We start from the raw sequence: 19116 nt of genomic DNA, 5'->3' as shown, positions 1-19116 counted from the left end.
ATGATAATTCCTGAGCTTGCCGCGCTGGCGCCGTTTGCACTTGTCGTCATTGCGGCGGTGTATTTTCATACCGTGACAGGTTTTGGGCTGGCTATGATCATTATGGGTCTGGCCAGTGGCGCGGGCATTGTCTCTGTGGCTACGCTGGCCAGTGTGGTCAGCATCGTCACACTGATGAACAGTGCCCTGGCCTTACGGGGCAATCTTCACCATGTTCCGTGGGCGGTTACCGGTGTTATGGTGGTGGCAGTGCTGCCCGCCAGCCTGCTGGGTGTGCTGCTACTGGATTACCTGAGCAGTGAAGCAGCTGATGTTATTCAGGTATTGTTGGGATTAGTCATCGTCTATGGCGGGGTTAATTTTGCCTGGAAGCCCGAGCCGCTAAAACAGCTGTCAGGGCGGGGCAGTTTTGCCTACTATGCATTTCTGGGGGGGCTAATAGGGGGCATGTTTGGCATACCCGGGCCGCCATTGATTTTTCAGCTTTATCGACAACCCCTGTCGCTGGCGCAGATACGTGGTGGGCTGATATTTCTAAACGCCGTTATTGCCGGGGCGCGCACGTTGTTCGTGGCGGCACAGGGGCAACTCTATTCGCAAGAACTTGTACTTAGCGCAATTTGCCTGCCGCTGGTGGCGGTGGCCACCCTGGCAGGAAAACGTTACCCGCCACCTTGTTCACCCCAAACCATGCGCCGCTTTGCCTTTGCGCTACTTATTTTGATGGGTCTGGGCCTTATTGTGCCGGTGCTGGTGCACTGGCTGTGATGGTCAGGGTGGCGTGATGGTTTCGCCATGCGGGCGTTCGGGTGAAGGTTATGGGCTTCACCGACACCTGTTTGGCAATGGTGGGTCAATTTGCTGTAGACCTCAATGCGGCCGGCAAGGGTAACTAATCGTTCTGATATTCAGACAGTTTTGCACCGCATTTTTTACAGAAATTGGCGTCAGCATCTAGGCCTTCTTTAAGGCATTCGTGGCATGTACGGGTGGTAACGTCTTTGCGCATGGCCTTTTGTGCCAGACCTAATTCCAAAGTGACGATACCGGTGGGTACGGCCAATACCCCCCAGCCCAGCAGCATCATGACCGAGGCAAGGAAACGGCCCAGCCCAGTTTGCGGGGTGATATCGCCGAAACCTACCGTCGAAAGTGTAGTGATGGCCCAATACACCCCTGCTGGAATGCTGATAAACCCTCTGGTGGGGCCTTCGACCACATACATAATAGTGCCCATGACCAGCACAATAGACAGCACGACAGACAGGAAAACCAGAATTTTGCGGGCGCTGGCGCGTAGTGCCCGGCCAAGCATTACGTATTCATCGACGAAAGCGGCAAGCTTGAATACCCGAAACACCCGCAGCAGGCGCAAGGCACGAACACCGATCAGGAAGGCCATGTTGGGGAAAAGCAGTGCCGCATAAGTGGGCGCGACCGCCAGCAGGTCAACAATGCCGTAAAAACTGAGCGCATAGCGCCAGCGATGTTTGACGCAAATCAGCCGCAGCAGGTATTCAAGAGTAAACAAACCCGTGAACGTCCATTCGAGGATACGAAACACATGTCCATATCGGCTTGAGAGATCTTCGACGCTGTCGGCCATGATGACTGCAAGGCTGAGAAGAATAGCAATGATGAGGATTAGATCGAATAGCTTGCCGATCTTGGTGTCTGCTTCGAAGATGACCGTGTAAAGCGTATGGCGCCATCCCTCGAGCGGTTTACCGAGATCGTTTGCGTCAGGAAATGCATTACGTTTTTTTCGGTTTCTGTCTTGGGTCATGAAAGTGTGGGGCGTAGGCCAGCGAGCGTTGAGACAAATTTTGTGCCGAGAAAGGCAGCGTATCACAGGGTGGTGGTCTCAAGGAGTTTGCCAGTGTCCAGGAGCAATGCGGGGCGCGGCCACAAACAGCAGCGCGTGGTTCTTTTGACGCCTTCGTGCGGGCTGGGGCTGTTTTCCGGCCGTCATGCGGTCGGGTGGTGCCCGACTTGACGCGTGCGCGTGCCTGATCGCGACGGCCGTAAAGTGGTTCTTTTAACGCCTTCGTGCGGGCTGGGCCTGTTTTCCGGCCGTCATGCGGTCGGGCGATGCCCGACTGCCCACGCGCCCATACCTGATCGGGACGCTTGTCTGGAGCCCACTGGGCTCCAGACAAGCGTCCCGCTCGAACAGTTGCGGCCTTGCATCCCCGCTCAGGCACGTGCGCGCGGCGCATTCCTAATCCCGTCAAACAGGCCCAGCCCGCACGAAGGCTGCGGTGCGTCTATATGGTGTGTATGTAAAGTGTGTATTTAAAGTCTGTAAGGTAAGTCTGTAAGGTAAGTCTGTAAGGTAAGTCTGTAAGGTAAGTCTGTAAGGGATGTCTGTAAGGGATGTCTGTAAGGGATGTCTGTAAGGGATGTCTGTAAGGGATGTCTGTAAGGTGTGGTGCTTGGTGGACTTCGCCAATTCGTTGCGACTGATCGATATTGGCTACTGCAGTGATTCCTCGGCGGTTTACGAGAAAGGGTGTTGTGTTGTATGATGACGTATAACTAATGTTGGTCATCGTTAAAACCCATTAACTACGTTGTCAGATCAAACGCGGCTGGAGGCTTCTTGTCTCGGCTTAAAACCCTGACGGGAGTCTTTCATGAGTAATGCTGTTCCGTATTCCGCTTTCCCCAACCAGTTTCGGGCTGACCTTATCGCCGGCAAACGCTTGATAGGGTGCTGGTCAGCGTTGGGCAGCCCCATCACGGCTGAGATTCTTGGCCTGGCTGGCTTTGACTGGATCTTGCTCGATGGCGAGCACGCGCCCAATGATGTGCTAACGTTTATTCCACAGCTTATGGCACTGAAAGACAGCGTCAGCGCGCCTGTTGTGCGGCCGCCAAGTAATGACACTGTAACGATTAAGCGTCTGCTCGATATCGGCTTTTACAACTTTTTGGTGCCGTTTGTGGAAACCGCTGATGATGCTCGTGCTGCGGTTGCCGCGACGCGTTATCCAAGTGGCGGGGTGCGCGGCGTATCGGTTGCGCACCGCAGTAACCGGTATGGTACGGTCAAAGACTATCAAAAAGTCATTAATGACAACATCGCGGTCATCGTCCAGATTGAAACCCAGCAGGCGGTAGATAACATCGACGCCATTGCAGCAGTAGGTGGTGTAGATTGCCTTTTCGTAGGCCCGTCTGATCTTGCGGCGGGCATGGGGCATCTGGGTGAGGCCTTGTTGCCGAAAGTGCAGAGCACGATTGCGCATGTTTTTGCCCGTGCCAAGGCGGCCGGCAAGCCCTGCGGGATTCTCGCGCCGGTAGAAGCCGATGCGCGTCGCTATATGGAAATGGGCGCGAGCTTTGTCGCAGTAGGCGGTGATTTGGGTGTATTCCTGAATGCCACTCAGGCATTAAAAGACAAATACCTTTAAAGCAATACGTTCACAGGAGAGAGCAATGAGTAAGTTGGGTTTCGTAGGGCTGGGCATTATGGGTGCGCCCATGGCGTTGAATTTAATCAAGGCTGGCCATGATGTGTTTCTGTTTAGCCGCACCAGTGTCCCCGCAAACTTGGTCGAGGCTGGCGGCGTAGCCTGCAGCAGCGGCAAAGAAGTGGCACAAAGTGCAGACATTATCTTTGTGATGGTGCCCGATACCCCGAATGTAGCAAGCGCGTTGTTTGACGCCAATGGTATTGCCGAGGGGCTGTCAGCGGGTAAGGTGGTGGTAGACATGAGCTCGATCTCGCCCATCGAGACCAAAACCTTTGCATCCAGAATCAACGCGCTTGATTGCCAGTACCTGGACGCCCCTGTATCGGGTGGCGAAGTTGGCGCACAAAACGCCACGCTTTCCATCATGGTGGGCGGCGAAGAAGACACCTTCGAAAAAATTCGGCCACTCTTTGCCCTGATGGGCAAGAACATAACGCTGGTCGGTGGTAACGGTGATGGTCAAACAGCCAAAGTTGCCAATCAAATTATTGTCGCGCTTAACATCGAAGCGGTTGCCGAAGCCTTGCTGTTCGCCTCCAGGGCAGGCGCTGACCCCGCCCGTGTGCGCGAGGCCCTCATGGGCGGTTTCGCGTCGTCGAAGATTCTGGAAGTGCATGGCGAGCGCATGGTGAAGCGTACGTTCAATCCTGGTTTTCGCATTGAACTGCATCAGAAGGACCTTAATCTTGCATTGTCTGCCGGCAAAGAGTTGGGGCTGGCTCTGCCAAATACCGCAACGTGTCAGGAGCTCTTCAACGTATGCGCTTCGCATGGCGGCAGTGCATGGGACCACTCAGGCATGGTGCGCGCGCTTGAGCTAATGGCCAATTTTGAGGTAGGGCAGAAAAATTAATTTGTACGGTTCAGGCAAGCATAAGATGGCGGTTTTATTTTCGACAGGCCGTTGTAATTAACCTTGCTTGTCAGATTGCCTCATGCCTTTAGCCTAACAAACAAGGCCCAACATCGCACCATTGATCGCGACGTTGGGCCTTGTGTGCGTTCTGCTCATCTTGGTGGGTAACTGCCGAGATGGCGACATCGCCATTTATGCAGTGCTTGCACAGATCAGCCTTATGTTACTGGCCCGGGGTTAAAGAGCACTAGGTCGTTCGCGATACCCCAGTGTTCCGCCCAGGTTTTGCGGCCGCTTGCAACGTCGAGTATGCATTCGAATAGTTCCTGGCCCATGTCCTCAATGCTGGCTTCACCCGTGGCAATGCGACCGGCATCGATATCCATTAAGTCGTACCAGCGACGCGCCAGATCTGACCGGGTGGCAACCTTAATGACCGGAACTTCCGTCAGGCCGTAGGGCGTGCCACGCCCGGTGGTAAAGATATGGACGTTCATGCCTGCGGCTAGCTGCAGTGTGCCGCACATAAAGTCGCCAGCTGGTGTGGCTGCATACAGCAGCCCTTTGGTCTGTGCGCGCTCGCCTGGGCTCACCACACCCCTGATTGGCGTACTGCCTGATTTGACAATGGAACCCATGGCTTTTTCCACAATATTGGACAAGCCGCCACGCTTGTTGCCAGGTGTGGTGTTGGCGCTGCGGTCAGCGTCGCCGCGCTGCAGGTAGTCGTCATACCAGGCCATTTCGCGCACCAGGTCCCGTGCAACTTCGGGCGTGGCTGCGCGTGCAGTGAGCTGGTCGATGCCATCGCGCACCTCGGTCACTTCCGAGAACATGACGGTGGCGCCTGCGCGCACCAGTAGATCACTGGCAAACCCCACAGCAGGGTTTGCGGTCGCACCTGAAAACGCATCGCTGCCGCCACATTGCACGCCCACTACGAGCTCGGACGCCGGGCAGGTTTCGCGACGACGACGGTTCAGGCGTTCGAGGTGGGTGTCAGCCATTGCCAGAATCGAATCTATCATGGAGCCAAAACCAATATGCTGGTTGTCTTGCAGCCGAATCAGATCGGGATGAGAGCCGGCCTGTCCATCGAAGCGGTCTGGCAACATACGCTCGGGCTGCAGTTTTTCGCAGCCCAGGCTTACCACCATGACTTCGCCGCCGAAATTGGGATTTTGTGCAATGTGGCGCAAGGTGCGTATGGGGATGGATGCGCCCGGTGCGTCAATGGCCACACCGCAGCCATAGCCGTGCCGCAGAGCTACGACGCCATCTACGTTGGGGTAGCGCGGCAACAGCTCTTTGCGAATACGCTCAATGGCGATTTCTGCAACGCCAGCCACGCATTGCACTGTCATGGAGATGGCGAGGATGTTGCGCGTGCCTACGGAACCGTCCGGATTGCGGTAGCCTTCAAACGTGTAGTCATTCAGCGGCGGCAAGTTGGGCGCAGGTACCGTACAGACCGGCAGATTCTCCAGCGAAGGGGCGGGGGGCATACGCATGACGGCTTCGTAAACCCAGCTTCCAGCCGGCAAAGCCCTTGTTGCATGGCCAATGACGACCCCGTATCGCATAATCGCGCCACCGTCGGGGATATCTACCAATGAAAATTTATGGGCTTGGGGGACTTTCTCGCGCAACGTGACGCCTGGCAACTGCGTGCCTGCTGGCAGGCCTCGGTCATTGGCGACGATGGCCACGTTGTCGTCTGCATGCATGCGGATCATGCGGGGAATCTGAACGGTCGGGCTGTTGAAAGTCACCGTTTGTCTCCTGTGCTTTATATTTTTTCAGTCAAGCTGCCTCTCATCATATAACTGGGGGTGAGGCAAGGGATTTGGCGCAGATATGATGCGGTTAATCAGCGGGCAAGGGTGATTGTCCAAAGCATTTAATATCGTCCGCAAGCAATATGCGTCATCATACAACCTGGACGGGGGTTAAGCTGGGTAAACAACCATGCCATCTTTCTGGGTGATGGCGCCGGGCGTAAGCTTGGCGGCATCAAGACGGCCAAGCCCCATAATGTGGATTACGTCTTCACCTCGGGCAATAAGGTGATCAGCAACAATGCGTCGATGGCAGCGCCACCACACCGCTTCTGAACACATCATGGCGGTGCGCCGCTCTCGGCCTATCGCGATCAGTTGATCCAGACCCTGATGAAATTCTTCAGACAGAGCGTAGTCTGCATAGTTGTGAAAGCTGGCGTTTTCCCAGAAACCGTTTTCGTCACGGGGGATGGTTTTGGATTTGCTGCGTAGCCCGCCTAGTTCAGCGATACGCGTGTACCCGATACCAAACTCTTTGAGTGAGTCACCAACCGTATCTTCATTGTATTGTGGGTTGGTTCGCGAGCGCGGCACTGTTCTGATATCCACCAGCATTTCAACACCGGCATCATTCAGCATGGCGGCCAATTCTTCCAGGCTGCGGGTTGAGTGCCCTATGGTAAAGAACGGGAGCGCCATGCTCAGCTCTTTTTGGGCGCGTGTTCCAAAGCGCTACCCTTGTGCGCCGCGATGTGATCCGTTTTATCGCTCTTTATTTCATACTGCGGGTCGTCTTGCGAAGCGCGGTGGGTGTGCCCTTTATAGTCAAAGTCTTGGGTATGTACCTTAATGATGGTGCCTGACACGTGACCAGCTTCAGAATTCCAGGTGACGTGATCGCCTTTCTTGAATGTCTTGCTCATATGCTTGGTTCTCCTTAGTGTCGTTGCTTTCCTGCCTGCCATGCCAATCATGCCGCGTGGCGCAGACACGTTAGGCAGTATGGATTTTCTTCACAACGTTTAATTGGCACCCTTGCGCAGTGGATCCAGCAATGGTTTCAGCCCATTGTGATCCAATTCTTGCATCAATGCCAGAAGGCGGCCGATCTCCCCTTTTGGAAAGCCGTTGCGCGCAAACCAGTTCAAGTAATGGCCGGGCAGGTCGACTATCAGCCGCCCTTGGTATTTTCCGAAGGGCATCGTGCGGGATACAAGCAGCTCAAGGTCTTCGGCGTTCATCGTGCGTGGGTGTGGTGGTTTGGTTAATGGTCAAGCTCGTGCGGCGGGTGTTTGTTCGGCTGTATGGTTACTGGTGTGAGTTCACGTTAACAGATACGACCAGCCTTATGGCCGTATCTGCTGTTAATTTGGTCGCCCTGCAGATTGGCCCAGGCGCTAACTTTGCTTAGCAAAAACCTTAGGTACACCCAAAACCTTTATCGGATCTTGGTCTTGGTTTAAGCCCATAAGTTTGATCAGGTCTGGTTTGATGGTGTTCCATCTTTCACGTGCCATTTCTTTGCCAGGAGCGGTCTTGGCCTCTTCAAAGAGGCGCAGGAAAACATAGTAAACGATGTGGCCTTCCTCTTGAGTTGTTTTTGCACCCCAGCGCTTTTGCGCCAGCATGCGCCATTTGCTGCCATCTGGAACCACTGATTCAGGTACGAATTGAGAAATGAGATCGGCATCGTGGGCGAACTTGGCTATGTTGCTTTCTGGCTCAGGGTATACGCTTTCCCATGCGCCGGGTTTGCCAGCTATGTCATCTATCGATGCACGAAAATACCAATAGCCGGTAGAGTGTTCCACGATTGCAGCCCGAATGGCATTAATCTCTTTTTCTGAATAGCCGCCTACCTGTTTCAGCAGATCACCGGCCATGACGCCACCCGTAATGTGGTGCACGAGTGCCCGGTTGCCACCAATCTTGGGGTTGGTGAGGACCTGTTCGTCGCTCCAAAACTGTGGTGACTTCTTAAAGTAACCTTCACTTTTAAGCTCGGTGACCATCTCTCTGGCGCTAGACATTTGAGCTGGGTCCGTCAGGACCATCTCTTTTTCCTCTTTGGCGATGTTGTGCAACAAGTCGCCAGCGACAGCAAGCCGGCGCTCTTCAGCGTCTAGGCTTTCTTCTGAGGCCATTTTGTAGACCAACGCAGAACACAACCGATTGTGCAAAATGTCTTGAGTTGGGTCTTTCACCTGCCGCGTAGCTGTCTCAATCATGACATCCATGATTTTCTGTAGATCAGGAGAGTCTTTTAAATAGCTTTTCTCCATACTCAAGAACGGCTCTGGAAGACTATACGCATCTTGGGTTGTAGCGAAGGCGGGCGTAGCCATAGTGAGGCTAAATGCCAGTGCCCCGATAAATTTAAAACGACGGCTTGTCATGACGTGTGTCTCCTTTGGGATGATTGATGGCGGACCTCAACTGCGGGTTTCTGCAGCAGGGCCGCCAATTTGCGTGTTTCACGCTTTAGTCATCAACATAGCTGCTTGTAGCAATGAATAAAGCGTCTAATTCAGGCAAGCCTTTTCTCGTTCATCTAATGGATTGGCCTTCATCCATGATGCGGTTTCCGCGGCGCCCGCCTTGGAGAGCGCTTCCATGACCGCCGCTGAAGGCGTTTTGTTAAGCGTCATTTTGTTTTCCTGCATACGGGCGTAGTTGGCATCGATGCGTTTCTCTACGCCACTCCAGGACGCTTCGGAAACCTGCTCAGCCGCCTTGGTGAGCGTGGATTGTTGCTCTGGGCTTAGCTTATTCCAGGTGTCGTTATTGATAATGGTGTAGCTGAGAGGGATTGAATAATTTACGGCAGTGAAGTTTGGTAAATGATCCCACAGTTTGCGACCTGCGCCGCCATCACCCGAGGTCAACACGGCGTTGACTTCGCCAGCGGCAAGCTTTTCAGCCAGTGCAGAATAAGGCAGGTTGACGCTTTCAGCGCCTAGGTTCTGAAATACCGCCTTGCTGGTTTGGTCGTAGGTTCTGATCTTTAAATTCTTAAGATCTCCTGCATTTGCCACGGGTTTTACCGACCAAATTCCGGAAGGAGGCCAGGGCGTTACATACAAAAGACGTGTATTTAGTGCCTGAGCGCGTGCTTCAAGAGCGGGTTTGGCGCACGTATAGATAGCGCGTGCTTGTTTAAAATCCTTCGATGCAAAGGGCAGGGAAGACAGCAAAAACAGTGAGTCTTTGGCACCCAGTATTCCGCCGAATATTGTTCCCATTTGAACATCACCCTTGCTCACGGCATCGACCTGATCTACGCCTTTGAAGGGGTTGTCTTTCTCTTGCAGTGTTTTAACTTCGAGACTGCCTTGCGACAGTTTATTGACCTGCTCTGCGAAATTCAGATCTGCCGTCGCCGTTATCGACGTAGCTGGATATTCGTTAATGAGTTTTAGTGTGGTTTGTGCGTAAGCGACTGGTGCAACAGCAATGGCAGCAGTCAGCGAAGCGGCAAGAAAATAGCCAGAATGCTTGCGGTACATGAGGAGTCTCCCATTTTCTAATTATGCCGAGATGGCCGTTTGAGTATACGTGGGTGTTGGAATGAATATAAAGCAGTAGCCTGATTCTGCTGCCCTTTGAAAGTCAGATTGATTGGGCTGCCTGTTGGCGATGTGGCGCAGATATGGATATAAATCACTCAGGCCATACCATGTTCGCGTAACCAGTGATAGTTTCAAACGGTATGTCAATTGATGGCCCGTATGGCAAATTTTTAATGTCCGGCTGTGTTCCAGCATACAGGCGCCGTCTAAATCAAAGTGCTATCGAGAAAAGTTGCATGTAACGCAGGTTATGCGTAATATGTTTCATGTAACGATAAATAGGAGTTTCAGTCATGGCGACTACGCATATAAATGCACGCGTCCAAAAGCATCGTAACGCGCTGCGTATGGCGGGTTTACGTCCAGTGCAAATTTGGGTGCCAGATACACGAAGGCCTGATTTTGCGGAGGAGTGTCGCCGTCAATGTCGTTTGATAGCTAACGCAGAAAAGGCTGACACGCAGTTGGATCGCCTTATGGATGAATCTATCGCGGATGTGGAGGGCTGGACAGACTGATGGCGCACAAAAGTATACGCGGCGCGTTTGTGACAATCTCGATGCAAGGTGATTTTGGCAAACCCAGGCCTGCCCTAGTGATTCAGGCCGATCAGTTTAGTGAGCATACAAGCGTTACCGTGCTGCCAGTGACCAGTAGGCTAGTGGCCGCTCCCTTGCTTCGTGTCACCATCGAGCCAGGCGTAGAGAATGGCTTGCAGAAAACCTCGCAAGTCATGATTAATAAGGCGCTGTCAGTTAAGCGCGACAAGCTAGGAGAAGCCTTCGGGCATATCGACGTAAATACAATGGTGCAAGTTGAACGGTGCCTGGCCGTGTTTCTGGGCATAGCTAAATAGCGACACTGTTTGACCGGGTGCACAAGTAAGCCTCGGCCTTCAGGGGGAAGGGTAGCGCAGACGCCGCGATACGCTTATGCGTTAACTATCGGAAAACTCGATCCTGGCAAAGAATGCATCCGGTTGAGCGCGTTGCTTGGTCACGCGCTATGCGAAACCAAAAAGGGCCCTGACTTAGAGCATCAGACAATCTCTAAAAAAGCGAAAGCCCCAACAAGTGGGGCTTCATAGTCTGGGGTTTGGTGTCTTCGCATCGGGCGAAACCACTTGCGCGGTAGTTAACGCTTCTACCCCTTGCGAGGTTCAACAGCTATTGCGTTAAACAAAGTTACGCAAATTGCCGTTTTGACGTCAATAAACGCCAACTGGCTTGTTGCAGGCACACGCTTTCCCACGTTGATTCTATGTATAAAGTGGTCAATCTACACCCACGCTGCGATCGTACTCGTGCGCAAGTGTGTACAGATTTGGTATATGAGAATATGCGTCAGTTGTATGTGCTATATGTAGGGGAATGTGAATTTAGGCGCAAGCAAGTAAGTAGCCATAGCGTAGCCTAGGGCATTGCTGTTAAATAAGCCCAAAGCCGCGCCACATGACATTTACAGACAAGTGACGTGCTGCAAGCTAATGGCGAGACACTTAACCTTATTACGTCAAGTCAGTGAACAGCCACGGCTCTTGGGCCGATCGCTGCCGTTCGTACGCTTTGATGGAATCAATATCTTGGAGAGTGATACTGATATCGTCTAACGCATGTAAAAGGCAATGTTTGCGATAAGGGTCGATATCGAAACTATATTGATGGTCTGAAGAATTCGTAATGCTTTGATTACAAAGGTCGATCGTCAGCTGATATCCGTCGGTACCTTCCGTATCGTTGAACATCTGGTTAATGATCGCGCCATCCAAGGTGATGGGCAAAAGCCCATTTTTAAAGCAATTGTTATAGAAGATATCGGCAAAACTCGGTGCGATAATGGCTCTGACTCCATAATCATCCAGAGCCCAAACTGCATGCTCCCTGCTTGACCCGCAGCCGAAATTGTCCCGCCCAAGAAGGATGGCCCCTCCCCGATAACGACTTTGGTTCAGTACAAAATCAGGGTTGGGTAAGCGGTTAGTCGTGATCATTCCCGGTTCGCCAGTGTCAAGAAAGCGCCAAGAATCGAACAAGTGGTTACCCAGGCCTGATCGCAAAATTGTCTTCATAAACTGTTTTGGCAGTATGGCGTCAGTATCGACATTGATTCTGTCCAGGGGTACAGTCAGTGAGGTTAGTGTAGAAAAAGCACGCATCGTGTCAGCTCCCAGTAAAATCCGTGAAGCGTCCTGCGATGGCAGCGGCCGCTGCCATCGCAGGACTCACCAAATGGCTAAGGCCTCCGGCGCCTTGTCTTCCTTCGAAGTTCCGATTCGAGGTTGACGCGCATCGCTCTCCAGGTAGCAGTCGATCCTCATTCATGCCCAGGCACATCGAGCAGCCGGGCTCTCGCCACTCAAAACCGGCAGCGATGAATATCTTGTCTAATCCCTCAGCCTCGGCCTGCGCCTTGACTAGTCCGGACCCTGGTACGACCAGCGCCTGTACTATTGTTGGGGCAACCTGTTTGCCTTCGACAATCATTGCTGCAGTTCTCAGATCCTCGATTCTCGAATTAGTGCAAGAACCGATGAACACCTTGTCGATCTTGATATCGGTAATCAGCGTATGCGGCTGTAATTGCATATATTCGAGTGCCTGTCGAACACTGACTTGCTGATTAATGGTTTCAAAATCTTCTGGAGCCGGGACGCTCCCATCAATTGACGTCACCATATCTGGTGATGTGCCCCAGCTCACCATGGGCTTAACGTCTTCAGCGGTCAAGTGAATCGTGCAATCGAACACGGCGTCCTCGTCGCTGACCAGGCTTTTCCAATATTGGCTCGCGGTATTCCACTGCGCTCCTGAAGGCGCAAAAGGGCGGCCCGCAAGATAGTTAATCGTGGTGTTATCGACGGAGATCAAACCAACGCGCGCACCGGCTTCAATTGCCATATTGCACAGAGTCATGCGTGCTTCCATGGACAGCCCTCTGACCGTTTCTCCGGTGAATTCAATAGCATAATTGCTTCCTCCGCTGGCACCTATGTGTTTGATTATGTGCAGAATCAAATCCTTTGCGCTCACGTGGGGATGCAACTTTCCCTTAATGTCTATTCGCATGGTTTTTAAGTGGCTGACAAGTAAGCACTGTGTAGCAAGTACATGCTCCACCTCCGAAGTGCCTATTCCAAATGCGAGCGCAGCGAATGCGCCATGGGTACTTGTATGTGAGTCTCCGGCCACCACTGTCATGCCGGGCAATGTGGCGCCCAGTTCGGGTCCGATTACATGGATGATTCCCTGGCGCGGGTCGTTGAGTTTGAATTCTTTGATCTCAAACTCTTCACAGTTAATACTTAGTTGGTCGATCTGTGCCGCGGCCAATCGATCCGCGATGCCGGCATGGCGGTTTCGCGTAGGGACGTTATGGTCTGCTGTCGCCAAAATAGTTGAACTTCGCCATGGTTTTCTTTTATGTTGACGTAATCCTTCAAACGCTTGAGGGCTAGTCACTTCGTAGACAAGATGGCGGTCTATATAAAGCAAATCTCTTTGTTGATCGATGTTTTTGACAACATGCGCATCCCAGAGTTTTTTAAATAAAGTACGTGCGGTACTCATCATCAACCTCGGTTCATGCACACATTAGGCATATGCAATTTTTCGGCTGGTTGAGTCGCGTTAAAATCGGGGCAGTGGCTCATGGAAATTTCTTCTCAATTATTAATGTGCTTTTAGTGCTGGGCGTGATGGCCGGGTGTTATTAGTATTGTGGTGCGGCCTTAGTTACTTGCAAAGCAGTCGATAACGAATGAGCCATCGTGAAATATGTTGCTACCATGCTATTTTTTTACAAACAGGTAATAAAAGCCGACGTCGCAAGACGTCGGCTTTTATTATTTAAAGCACGTAGTCGATTATCTGAATTTTGGTAGCCAAAGAACAATTTCTGGAAACACCGTCAAAATGACTATGGCGATTATCTCAAGAAACACAAAAGGTAATGCGCCTCTTGTAATCTGTTTTAAGCTTATCTCAGGTGCAATGCCTTTAATTACATATAAGTTCAGCCCTACGGGAGGTGTGATTACTGCCATTTCACATGCAATGATCATGATGACGCCGAACCATATGGGGTCATAGCCCAATGTCACCACTACCGGCAATAATATGGGTGTCGTTATAAGTATCAGCGATACGATATCCAGAAACATGCCGATGATGATCAGAAACAAGAGCATGAAAACCAAAACTATCCAGCCAGGTTGAGATGATTCTGCAACCATGGCAACAAGCTTTTGAGGAATCATGAGGCGCGTCATGATATAGCCGAACAACAAGGCAGCAGCCAGAATCAATAGAATCATGCCGCTTGTCACTGCAGTAGATCTCAGGATGGTCATGATCTTGTTGATGTTGAGCTCTTTGTATCCTAACGCAATTACAAATGCTCCCGCAGCCCCAATACCAGCCGATTCTGTCGGTGTGGCTATGCCGAGATAAATGGTTCCTATCACAAGAAAGATTAGAATTATGCCTGCCCAAACATCCCTAAACGCCAGAAGTAATGCACGTGTTGAAACACGTGCTGGGTGTCGTGGTGCCAGTTCAGGCCGCATATAACTTAGCACGACGACGTACAGAACCATTAATGCGACGATTAGCAGAGCAGGAATGATCGCAGCGATGAATAGCTTGCCGATAGACTGGTCTGCAATTTCACCATACAAAACAAAACCAATACTGGGTGGGATTAGAAGGGCTAAAGCGCCTGCAGCAGCAATCGAACCACCCGACAGCCCTGGGTCGTACCCTCGTTTAAGCATTTCCGGAATTGCGAAACGCCCAATCGTTGCAGCACCGGCCACACTCACGCCGCTCATAGCACCGAATACCGCCGAACTGCCGATACTCGCTACTGCAAGGCCTCCGGGTAGACGACTAGTGATCAAATAAAATAAGTGATAAAGGCGCCCGCCTATACTCGTACGGGCAATGACCTCACCCATTAAGATAAATAACGGTATGGCAATGAGTGTGTAAGTTCCCATGCCTCGCTGTAGAGTTGGTGGAATAACCTGCAGTCCACTGAACCCAGAGTGAAGGATAATCCCAGCAACACTGGATACGCCCAGCGCCGCAAAAATAGGGGTTCCCAGACTCAGCAATACTGCGAATGCGCTGACCAGGATAATGAAAATCGTCATTGAATCCATTACGCGCCCTCGTTCTTGTCGTCTGTGAGGTGTTTATCGCCCGTTATTAATCTGTTCAAGGCAGTCAACCCAAGTAATAAGCCACCACAAGGGATGAGTGTGTAGGTGATCCATAATGGGAATTTCATTAATGAGGTGGAACGATAGTTACGTAAGTAGGCCGTTTCAGCGACCAAATAGCCCGCCCATACAAGCACCGCGCAAAAGGCGATAATGCAGGTCATTGAAATGATTTTGGCTACCAATTTGATCTTGTCGTTGAACAAACTTTCAAAAACCTCAACGCGCACATGTCTGTCAATTTGATGTATATAGCCTACAGACGCCCAAGTGGCTAGCAACAGTAAATACACGCAAGTTTCCGTTGCGTACATGCTTGGGCTTTTAAAGAAGTAGCGCGAGATGACGGCGTAGCAAATGCAAAGCATTAGCGCTACCAGCGATAGCTCGGAGATAGCTATCGCAAATTGGTTCATTCGGTTTGTAAAACGGGTGAAACGATTTGCTAGAGGCCGCATACTTTCTCCAGAGATGGCTTTCGAACTTGGCCTGAGCCAAGTTCGAAATTAGCTAGATTATGGTTTACGGGTGTCGTTGACCAGTTTCAAATAAGCGTCGCCATTTTTGACATCAGCTGACCACTTCGCAATAACTGGTTGCGTTGCCGCACGCATTTTGCTCAGATTGTCACTGTCGACGCGTTCGACGGTAACACCAAGAGATTTGTACTTGTCAATCGAGTCGGTAATGAAGGTTTCTACCCTTGCCAATTGATCCGCGTCACGCTCTTTTGCTGCGGTTGAAATAATCTCCTGAATGTCTGCAGGCAGAGAATCCCATTTCTTTTTATTAATTGCGAGTATCGATACGTCTAGGCCAAAGTTAACCAGAGAAATATGTTTGGCCACTTCGTACAGACTGCGTCCCATCCCGGTGAGAAGTGGGCGTGGTGTTGCGTCGATTACTCCACGGTCAAACGAAAGATAGAGTTCCGATGAAGGCATACTGGTAGGTGAACCACCTAGTGCTTGGATGGCCTGAGCGTCGATCGAGCCAGTTGATGCCCATACTTTGCCCTTGATGTCATCGACGGTCTTTATGGGTGAGTTGCGCGAGTAAAACTCATAGGGATCCCATGGGGCAATACCCAGTATGACCGCGTCATGTTGCTGTTCAAGTTCTTGGCGAGCACCAAGATCGAAGAGACCAGCGTCCAGCGCGCGCTTCAAATGTGCGGTGCTGTCGAACAAGAAAGGTAGGGTAAAAACGCTGAGAGCGGGGACCGTGCCACTTGGGTAGGTCGAAGTCATGTTGACGATATCTACATCGCCTCGGGACACCGCCGGAAGCTCTTCATATCCGTCGAACAGCTGGGCGGAATGAAAAACGTTGATCTTAACGCGACCGTTGCTACGCTCCTCAACATTTTTGACGAATGTTTCGATTGGCTTCCATGCATATTCATACGCAGGGGGCAAATATGTTGAGAACGTTAATTCATGCTTTTTTTCGGCACTGTTTGCAGCGTTCGCAAAGCCGAACGCAAATACGGCAGTCGCCAGTAGTAGCTTGTGAAATTTCATGGTTGTCTCCAGATAATTATGATCAAGGCAAGAGGGTTAATCGTTCAGTGCGCGCAAATACGTTAGGAGTTGATCGTTAGTTTGAACTTCAGCATATTTGCTGGCCATGTCGATCAGGTTGCTCTGGTGTTGGGCTGCAGAGCGATCGGCAACGCACTCCAGTGCAACAAATGGTGCATAGCCGTACTGCATGGCATCGACTACGCTTGCTCGTACGCAACCGCTCGTTGTTGCTCCTGCAACAATGAGGGTGTCGGTTTTTAAGTTGGCTAGTATGCCGTTTAAAGGTGTGCCAAAAAACGCTGACGCTTGTGTTTTATAAAGAATAAGGTCTTTGTCAGCGTCATAATCGAGGCGCGGATCTAGTTCACTGGCGGCTGTGCCTCGACGCAAAGTGCGCAATGATTCTGCTTTTTCAATCCATTTCCCAGCGTCTATGAAGTTGTCGTCATAGCAGATAATCGTAAAGATCACCTTGCCAACAGGGCGGATTTGTTTGATTAGCGCATTCGTGTTTTCAATCTGCGAGTCGCAGTTCGACCAAAGTGGGCTGATCCCTTGCTCGGTGAAACCACGCTGAAAATCAACAACTATTAGGGTGGGCGACGATCCATGGCGTAGCTCGCCACTAAAGCCGCCTTTTATGTTTGCTGGGTCCCGCATAGCCTTCCTCCATATAGACTTTAGCCGAATGTGCAATTCTACAGACCGTAACCTTTCGGTACAGCAGCAAAAAGCGAACGGGCCATCGTAGAATACGTTGGCAAACACACTCAATACCCATGTAATCTGATAGCGAATGAGCATGTATGAAAATTGATCCGAAATCTCTGCGGCTTTTCCTGACGGTGATCGAAGAGGGAACCATCACCGCAGCGGCGGACCGCGCCCATATTGCGCCCGCAGCGATCAGCAAGCGCATTATGGATTTGGAAGGCGTGCTGGGCGTCCAACTACTGTCGCGCACCAACAAAGGCATTACTCCCACTCCTGCGGGCCACGCCTTGGTGGATATGGCACAGCGCATCCTCAGTGATCTGGATGGCGTAGTGTTGCTGATGCGTGACTACGCAAGCGGCGTGACAGGGCAGGTGCATATTGCCGCGAATATTTCTGCCATTACGCAGTTTCTTCCCGATGGCCTACGCGGCTTTATGGACTCAAACCCTTTGGTGCAAGTGAGTGTCGAAGAGCGCATAAGTACCGGCGTGGCACAGGCAGTCGCTACTAACGTGGCAGATATTGGGGTGCTCGCAAGTGGTATTGCCACAATTGATTTGGAATACCACAACTATCGCCGTGACGAGCTTGTTGTCCTTGCTCCACCTTCGCATCCTATAGCGTCCTACAACCGTGTAAGGTTTGCGGCAATGCTTGATTACGATTTTGTGGGTTTGCATACCGGAAGCCAGCCTAACTCACTCCTTTTGCGTGCTGCAGCGGAGCTGGGCAGAGCGTGGCGATGTCGGGTTCAGGTCACAAGTTTTGACGCGCAATGCCGTATGGTGCAAGCAGGTCTGGGGATCGGTGTGCTGCCTCGGAGAGTGGCTGAGTTTTTTGTGAAGGGCTTGGGTTTGGTGATGTGCAAGCTCGATGAGCCGTGGGCGCACCGCCAGCTGGTGTTGGCGGTGCGATCGTACAAGCAACTAGATCCTGCAGCTCGGTTGCTCGTTGACCATTTGCTGGCTGATCCAGATGACGTTACCACCTGATGATGCAGGCCAGCCTTAGATGACTGTAGCTAGGCTAGAAGGCGCATTCTCAGTGATCGCTATGCGCGACCAAGGGCTCCGGACAATATATAGCCAGCATTCGGAACACGCGTTTCCAAACCTAACGTTTTGAGCATTTGGTACACGGTTGCAACTGAAGCGGAAAGTACAGGTTTGCCGATTAGATCTTCGGCACGTTGTATGGCTGGCAACGACGGCATCTGTACGCATGCCGATAAAACGACAGCATCGACGCCGTCATGGTTCAACCGCTTAACATGATTTAACAGCTGCTCGGGATCGAGTAGCCCAACCTCAAGATTGTCGGCAACTTCAAGGCTGATGGAGTCTTGCACGACGATATCTTCTGCTTCGATGTATTCCACCACACGTTGCGTCAGTGGTTTCATGTATGGAGTGACGATAGAGATTTTATTGAAATCAAACGCCTTCAGCGTGTCAATGAGCGCTCCTGCGGAGCTTAAAATCGGAATCTCTACCCCATTTTGCTCTACGGTTGCTTGCAAGCGCTGTTGTGACGCACGGTGATAGCCATTACCTTGCGCCATAATGGCGACCAGGCACGCGTAGGCCATTACATCGCATCTGGCGTCGCTGAGTTCGACTGCGCATCGATCACTTGCCTGATCCATTGCTTTTAGTTCTTCGGGCGTAACGCTCATCATTCGCATGCGTGACGAATGAAATGTGAAGCGCTCCTCAGGATATAAATCGAAGCGCGAAAGCAGCATTGCGGGAATTTCGGTCTCCATGGTTGTGTTGGAGCTGGGCACAATTTGACCGATGCGATATGTTTTCATACTGACTCAAAACCCGTTGGAATGATTAATGATGCGTACATTCTAGAGTCCAGCAGGAGTCTTGCACATGTTCATTGCGCCAACATGCCATCGTGTTCTGCGATGATGCGGGGGTTTTTACGCGTTCGTTCGCTGGTGGACGCTGTACAGATAC

At 51.6% G+C, this 19116-nt stretch carries 20 protein-coding genes; 6 read left to right on the top strand and 14 right to left on the bottom strand.

Annotated features, from left to right (window positions below; translation table 11 throughout):
- Positions 1 to 768, top strand: coding sequence for a TSUP family transporter (locus tag FQ179_RS11170; protein ID WP_149397367.1), 768 nt, complete (start codon positions 1 to 3; stop codon positions 766 to 768).
- Between the two features lie 124 nt (positions 769 to 892).
- Here FQ179_RS11170 and FQ179_RS11165 read toward each other — a convergent pair whose 3' ends face one another.
- Positions 893 to 1786: an ion transporter gene (locus tag FQ179_RS11165; RefSeq protein WP_149397366.1), complete on the bottom strand. Its 894-nt coding sequence runs from the start codon at positions 1784 to 1786 to the stop codon at positions 893 to 895.
- A gap of 850 nt (positions 1787 to 2636) precedes the next feature.
- Here FQ179_RS11165 and garL point away from each other — a divergent pair.
- Both garL and glxR read left to right on the top strand, forming a co-directional pair.
- Positions 2637 to 3416 (top strand): 2-dehydro-3-deoxyglucarate aldolase, encoded by a 780-nt coding sequence (gene garL / locus FQ179_RS11160; protein ID WP_149397365.1) that lies wholly within the window; start codon positions 2637 to 2639, stop codon positions 3414 to 3416.
- 25 nt (positions 3417 to 3441) lie between these two features.
- Complete coding sequence (gene glxR / locus FQ179_RS11155) at positions 3442 to 4332, top strand: 2-hydroxy-3-oxopropionate reductase (protein ID WP_149397364.1); 891 nt, start codon at positions 3442 to 3444, stop codon at positions 4330 to 4332.
- Between the two features lie 221 nt (positions 4333 to 4553).
- Here the strand turns inward: glxR and garD are convergent, their stop codons facing one another.
- The 6 genes from garD to FQ179_RS11125 form a co-directional block, all read right to left on the bottom strand.
- Complete coding sequence (gene garD / locus FQ179_RS11150) at positions 4554 to 6071, bottom strand: galactarate dehydratase (protein ID WP_149397686.1); 1518 nt, start codon at positions 6069 to 6071, stop codon at positions 4554 to 4556.
- Between the two features lie 213 nt (positions 6072 to 6284).
- Complete coding sequence (locus FQ179_RS11145; RefSeq protein WP_149397363.1) at positions 6285 to 6815, bottom strand: DUF488 family protein; 531 nt, start codon at positions 6813 to 6815, stop codon at positions 6285 to 6287.
- A 2-nt stretch (positions 6816 to 6817) separates the two neighbouring features.
- Entirely contained in the window at positions 6818 to 7039 is a 222-nt protein-coding gene (locus FQ179_RS11140; protein ID WP_149397362.1) for a DUF2945 domain-containing protein, read from the bottom strand.
- Between the two features lie 99 nt (positions 7040 to 7138).
- Positions 7139 to 7357 carry a DUF3820 family protein gene (locus FQ179_RS11135; RefSeq protein ID WP_149397361.1) on the bottom strand — a complete coding sequence of 73 codons (219 nt, stop codon included), beginning with the start codon at positions 7355 to 7357 and terminating at the stop codon, positions 7139 to 7141.
- Between the two features lie 156 nt (positions 7358 to 7513).
- Positions 7514 to 8512, bottom strand: a complete 999-nt coding sequence (locus FQ179_RS11130; protein WP_149397360.1) for a hypothetical protein — start codon at positions 8510 to 8512, stop codon at positions 7514 to 7516.
- Positions 8513 to 8638: 126 nt separating this feature from the next.
- Complete coding sequence (locus tag FQ179_RS11125) at positions 8639 to 9622, bottom strand: TRAP transporter substrate-binding protein (RefSeq protein WP_149397359.1); 984 nt, start codon at positions 9620 to 9622, stop codon at positions 8639 to 8641.
- 356 nt (positions 9623 to 9978) lie between these two features.
- Here FQ179_RS11125 and FQ179_RS11120 point away from each other — a divergent pair, with 356 nt between their 5' ends.
- Both FQ179_RS11120 and FQ179_RS11115 read left to right on the top strand, forming a co-directional pair.
- Positions 9979 to 10203, top strand: a complete 225-nt coding sequence (locus FQ179_RS11120) for an antitoxin MazE family protein (RefSeq protein ID WP_149397358.1) — start codon at positions 9979 to 9981, stop codon at positions 10201 to 10203.
- Positions 10203 to 10541, top strand: a complete 339-nt coding sequence (locus FQ179_RS11115) for a type II toxin-antitoxin system PemK/MazF family toxin (protein ID WP_188074585.1) — start codon at positions 10203 to 10205, stop codon at positions 10539 to 10541. The genes FQ179_RS11120 and FQ179_RS11115 overlap by 1 nt, the downstream gene beginning before the upstream one ends.
- A 651-nt stretch (positions 10542 to 11192) precedes the next feature.
- Here FQ179_RS11115 and leuD read toward each other — a convergent pair.
- From leuD to FQ179_RS11085, 6 genes are all read right to left on the bottom strand, one after another.
- Positions 11193 to 11840, bottom strand: a complete 648-nt coding sequence (gene leuD, locus FQ179_RS11110) for a 3-isopropylmalate dehydratase small subunit (RefSeq protein WP_149397357.1) — start codon at positions 11838 to 11840, stop codon at positions 11193 to 11195.
- 4 nt (positions 11841 to 11844) lie between these two features.
- The gene (gene leuC / locus FQ179_RS11105; RefSeq protein ID WP_255474951.1) at positions 11845 to 13254 is read right to left on the bottom strand and encodes a 3-isopropylmalate dehydratase large subunit; all 1410 of its coding nucleotides are present in this window, start codon (positions 13252 to 13254) and stop codon (positions 11845 to 11847) included.
- Between the two features lie 293 nt (positions 13255 to 13547).
- Positions 13548 to 14846 (bottom strand): TRAP transporter large permease, encoded by a 1299-nt coding sequence (locus FQ179_RS11100; RefSeq protein ID WP_149397356.1) that lies wholly within the window; start codon positions 14844 to 14846, stop codon positions 13548 to 13550.
- Entirely contained in the window at positions 14846 to 15364 is a 519-nt protein-coding gene (locus tag FQ179_RS11095; RefSeq protein WP_149397355.1) for a TRAP transporter small permease, read from the bottom strand. Before FQ179_RS11095 ends, FQ179_RS11100 begins: the two co-directional genes overlap by 1 nt.
- Before the next feature lie 57 nt (positions 15365 to 15421).
- Positions 15422 to 16429, bottom strand: a complete 1008-nt coding sequence (locus tag FQ179_RS11090) for a TRAP transporter substrate-binding protein (protein ID WP_149397354.1) — start codon at positions 16427 to 16429, stop codon at positions 15422 to 15424.
- 36 nt (positions 16430 to 16465) lie between these two features.
- A complete protein-coding gene (locus FQ179_RS11085; RefSeq protein ID WP_149397353.1) occupies positions 16466 to 17092 on the bottom strand; it encodes an isochorismatase family protein in 627 nt (208 codons plus the stop codon).
- A 146-nt stretch (positions 17093 to 17238) separates the two neighbouring features.
- Here FQ179_RS11085 and FQ179_RS11080 point away from each other — a divergent pair, with 146 nt between their 5' ends.
- Complete coding sequence (locus FQ179_RS11080) at positions 17239 to 18141, top strand: LysR family transcriptional regulator (protein ID WP_149397352.1); 903 nt, start codon at positions 17239 to 17241, stop codon at positions 18139 to 18141.
- A gap of 59 nt (positions 18142 to 18200) precedes the next feature.
- On the opposite strand, the gene FQ179_RS11075 is transcribed toward FQ179_RS11080, so the two are convergent.
- Complete coding sequence (locus tag FQ179_RS11075; protein WP_149397351.1) at positions 18201 to 18962, bottom strand: aspartate/glutamate racemase family protein; 762 nt, start codon at positions 18960 to 18962, stop codon at positions 18201 to 18203.
- Positions 18963 to 19116: the final 154 nt, after the last annotated feature.

Source organism: Pusillimonas sp. ANT_WB101 (assembly GCF_008369125.1).
GTDB lineage: Bacteria > Pseudomonadota > Gammaproteobacteria > Burkholderiales > Burkholderiaceae_B > Allopusillimonas.
Note: the sequence above shows the minus strand (reverse complement) of the source record. Positions and strands in the feature narration are given on the sequence as shown.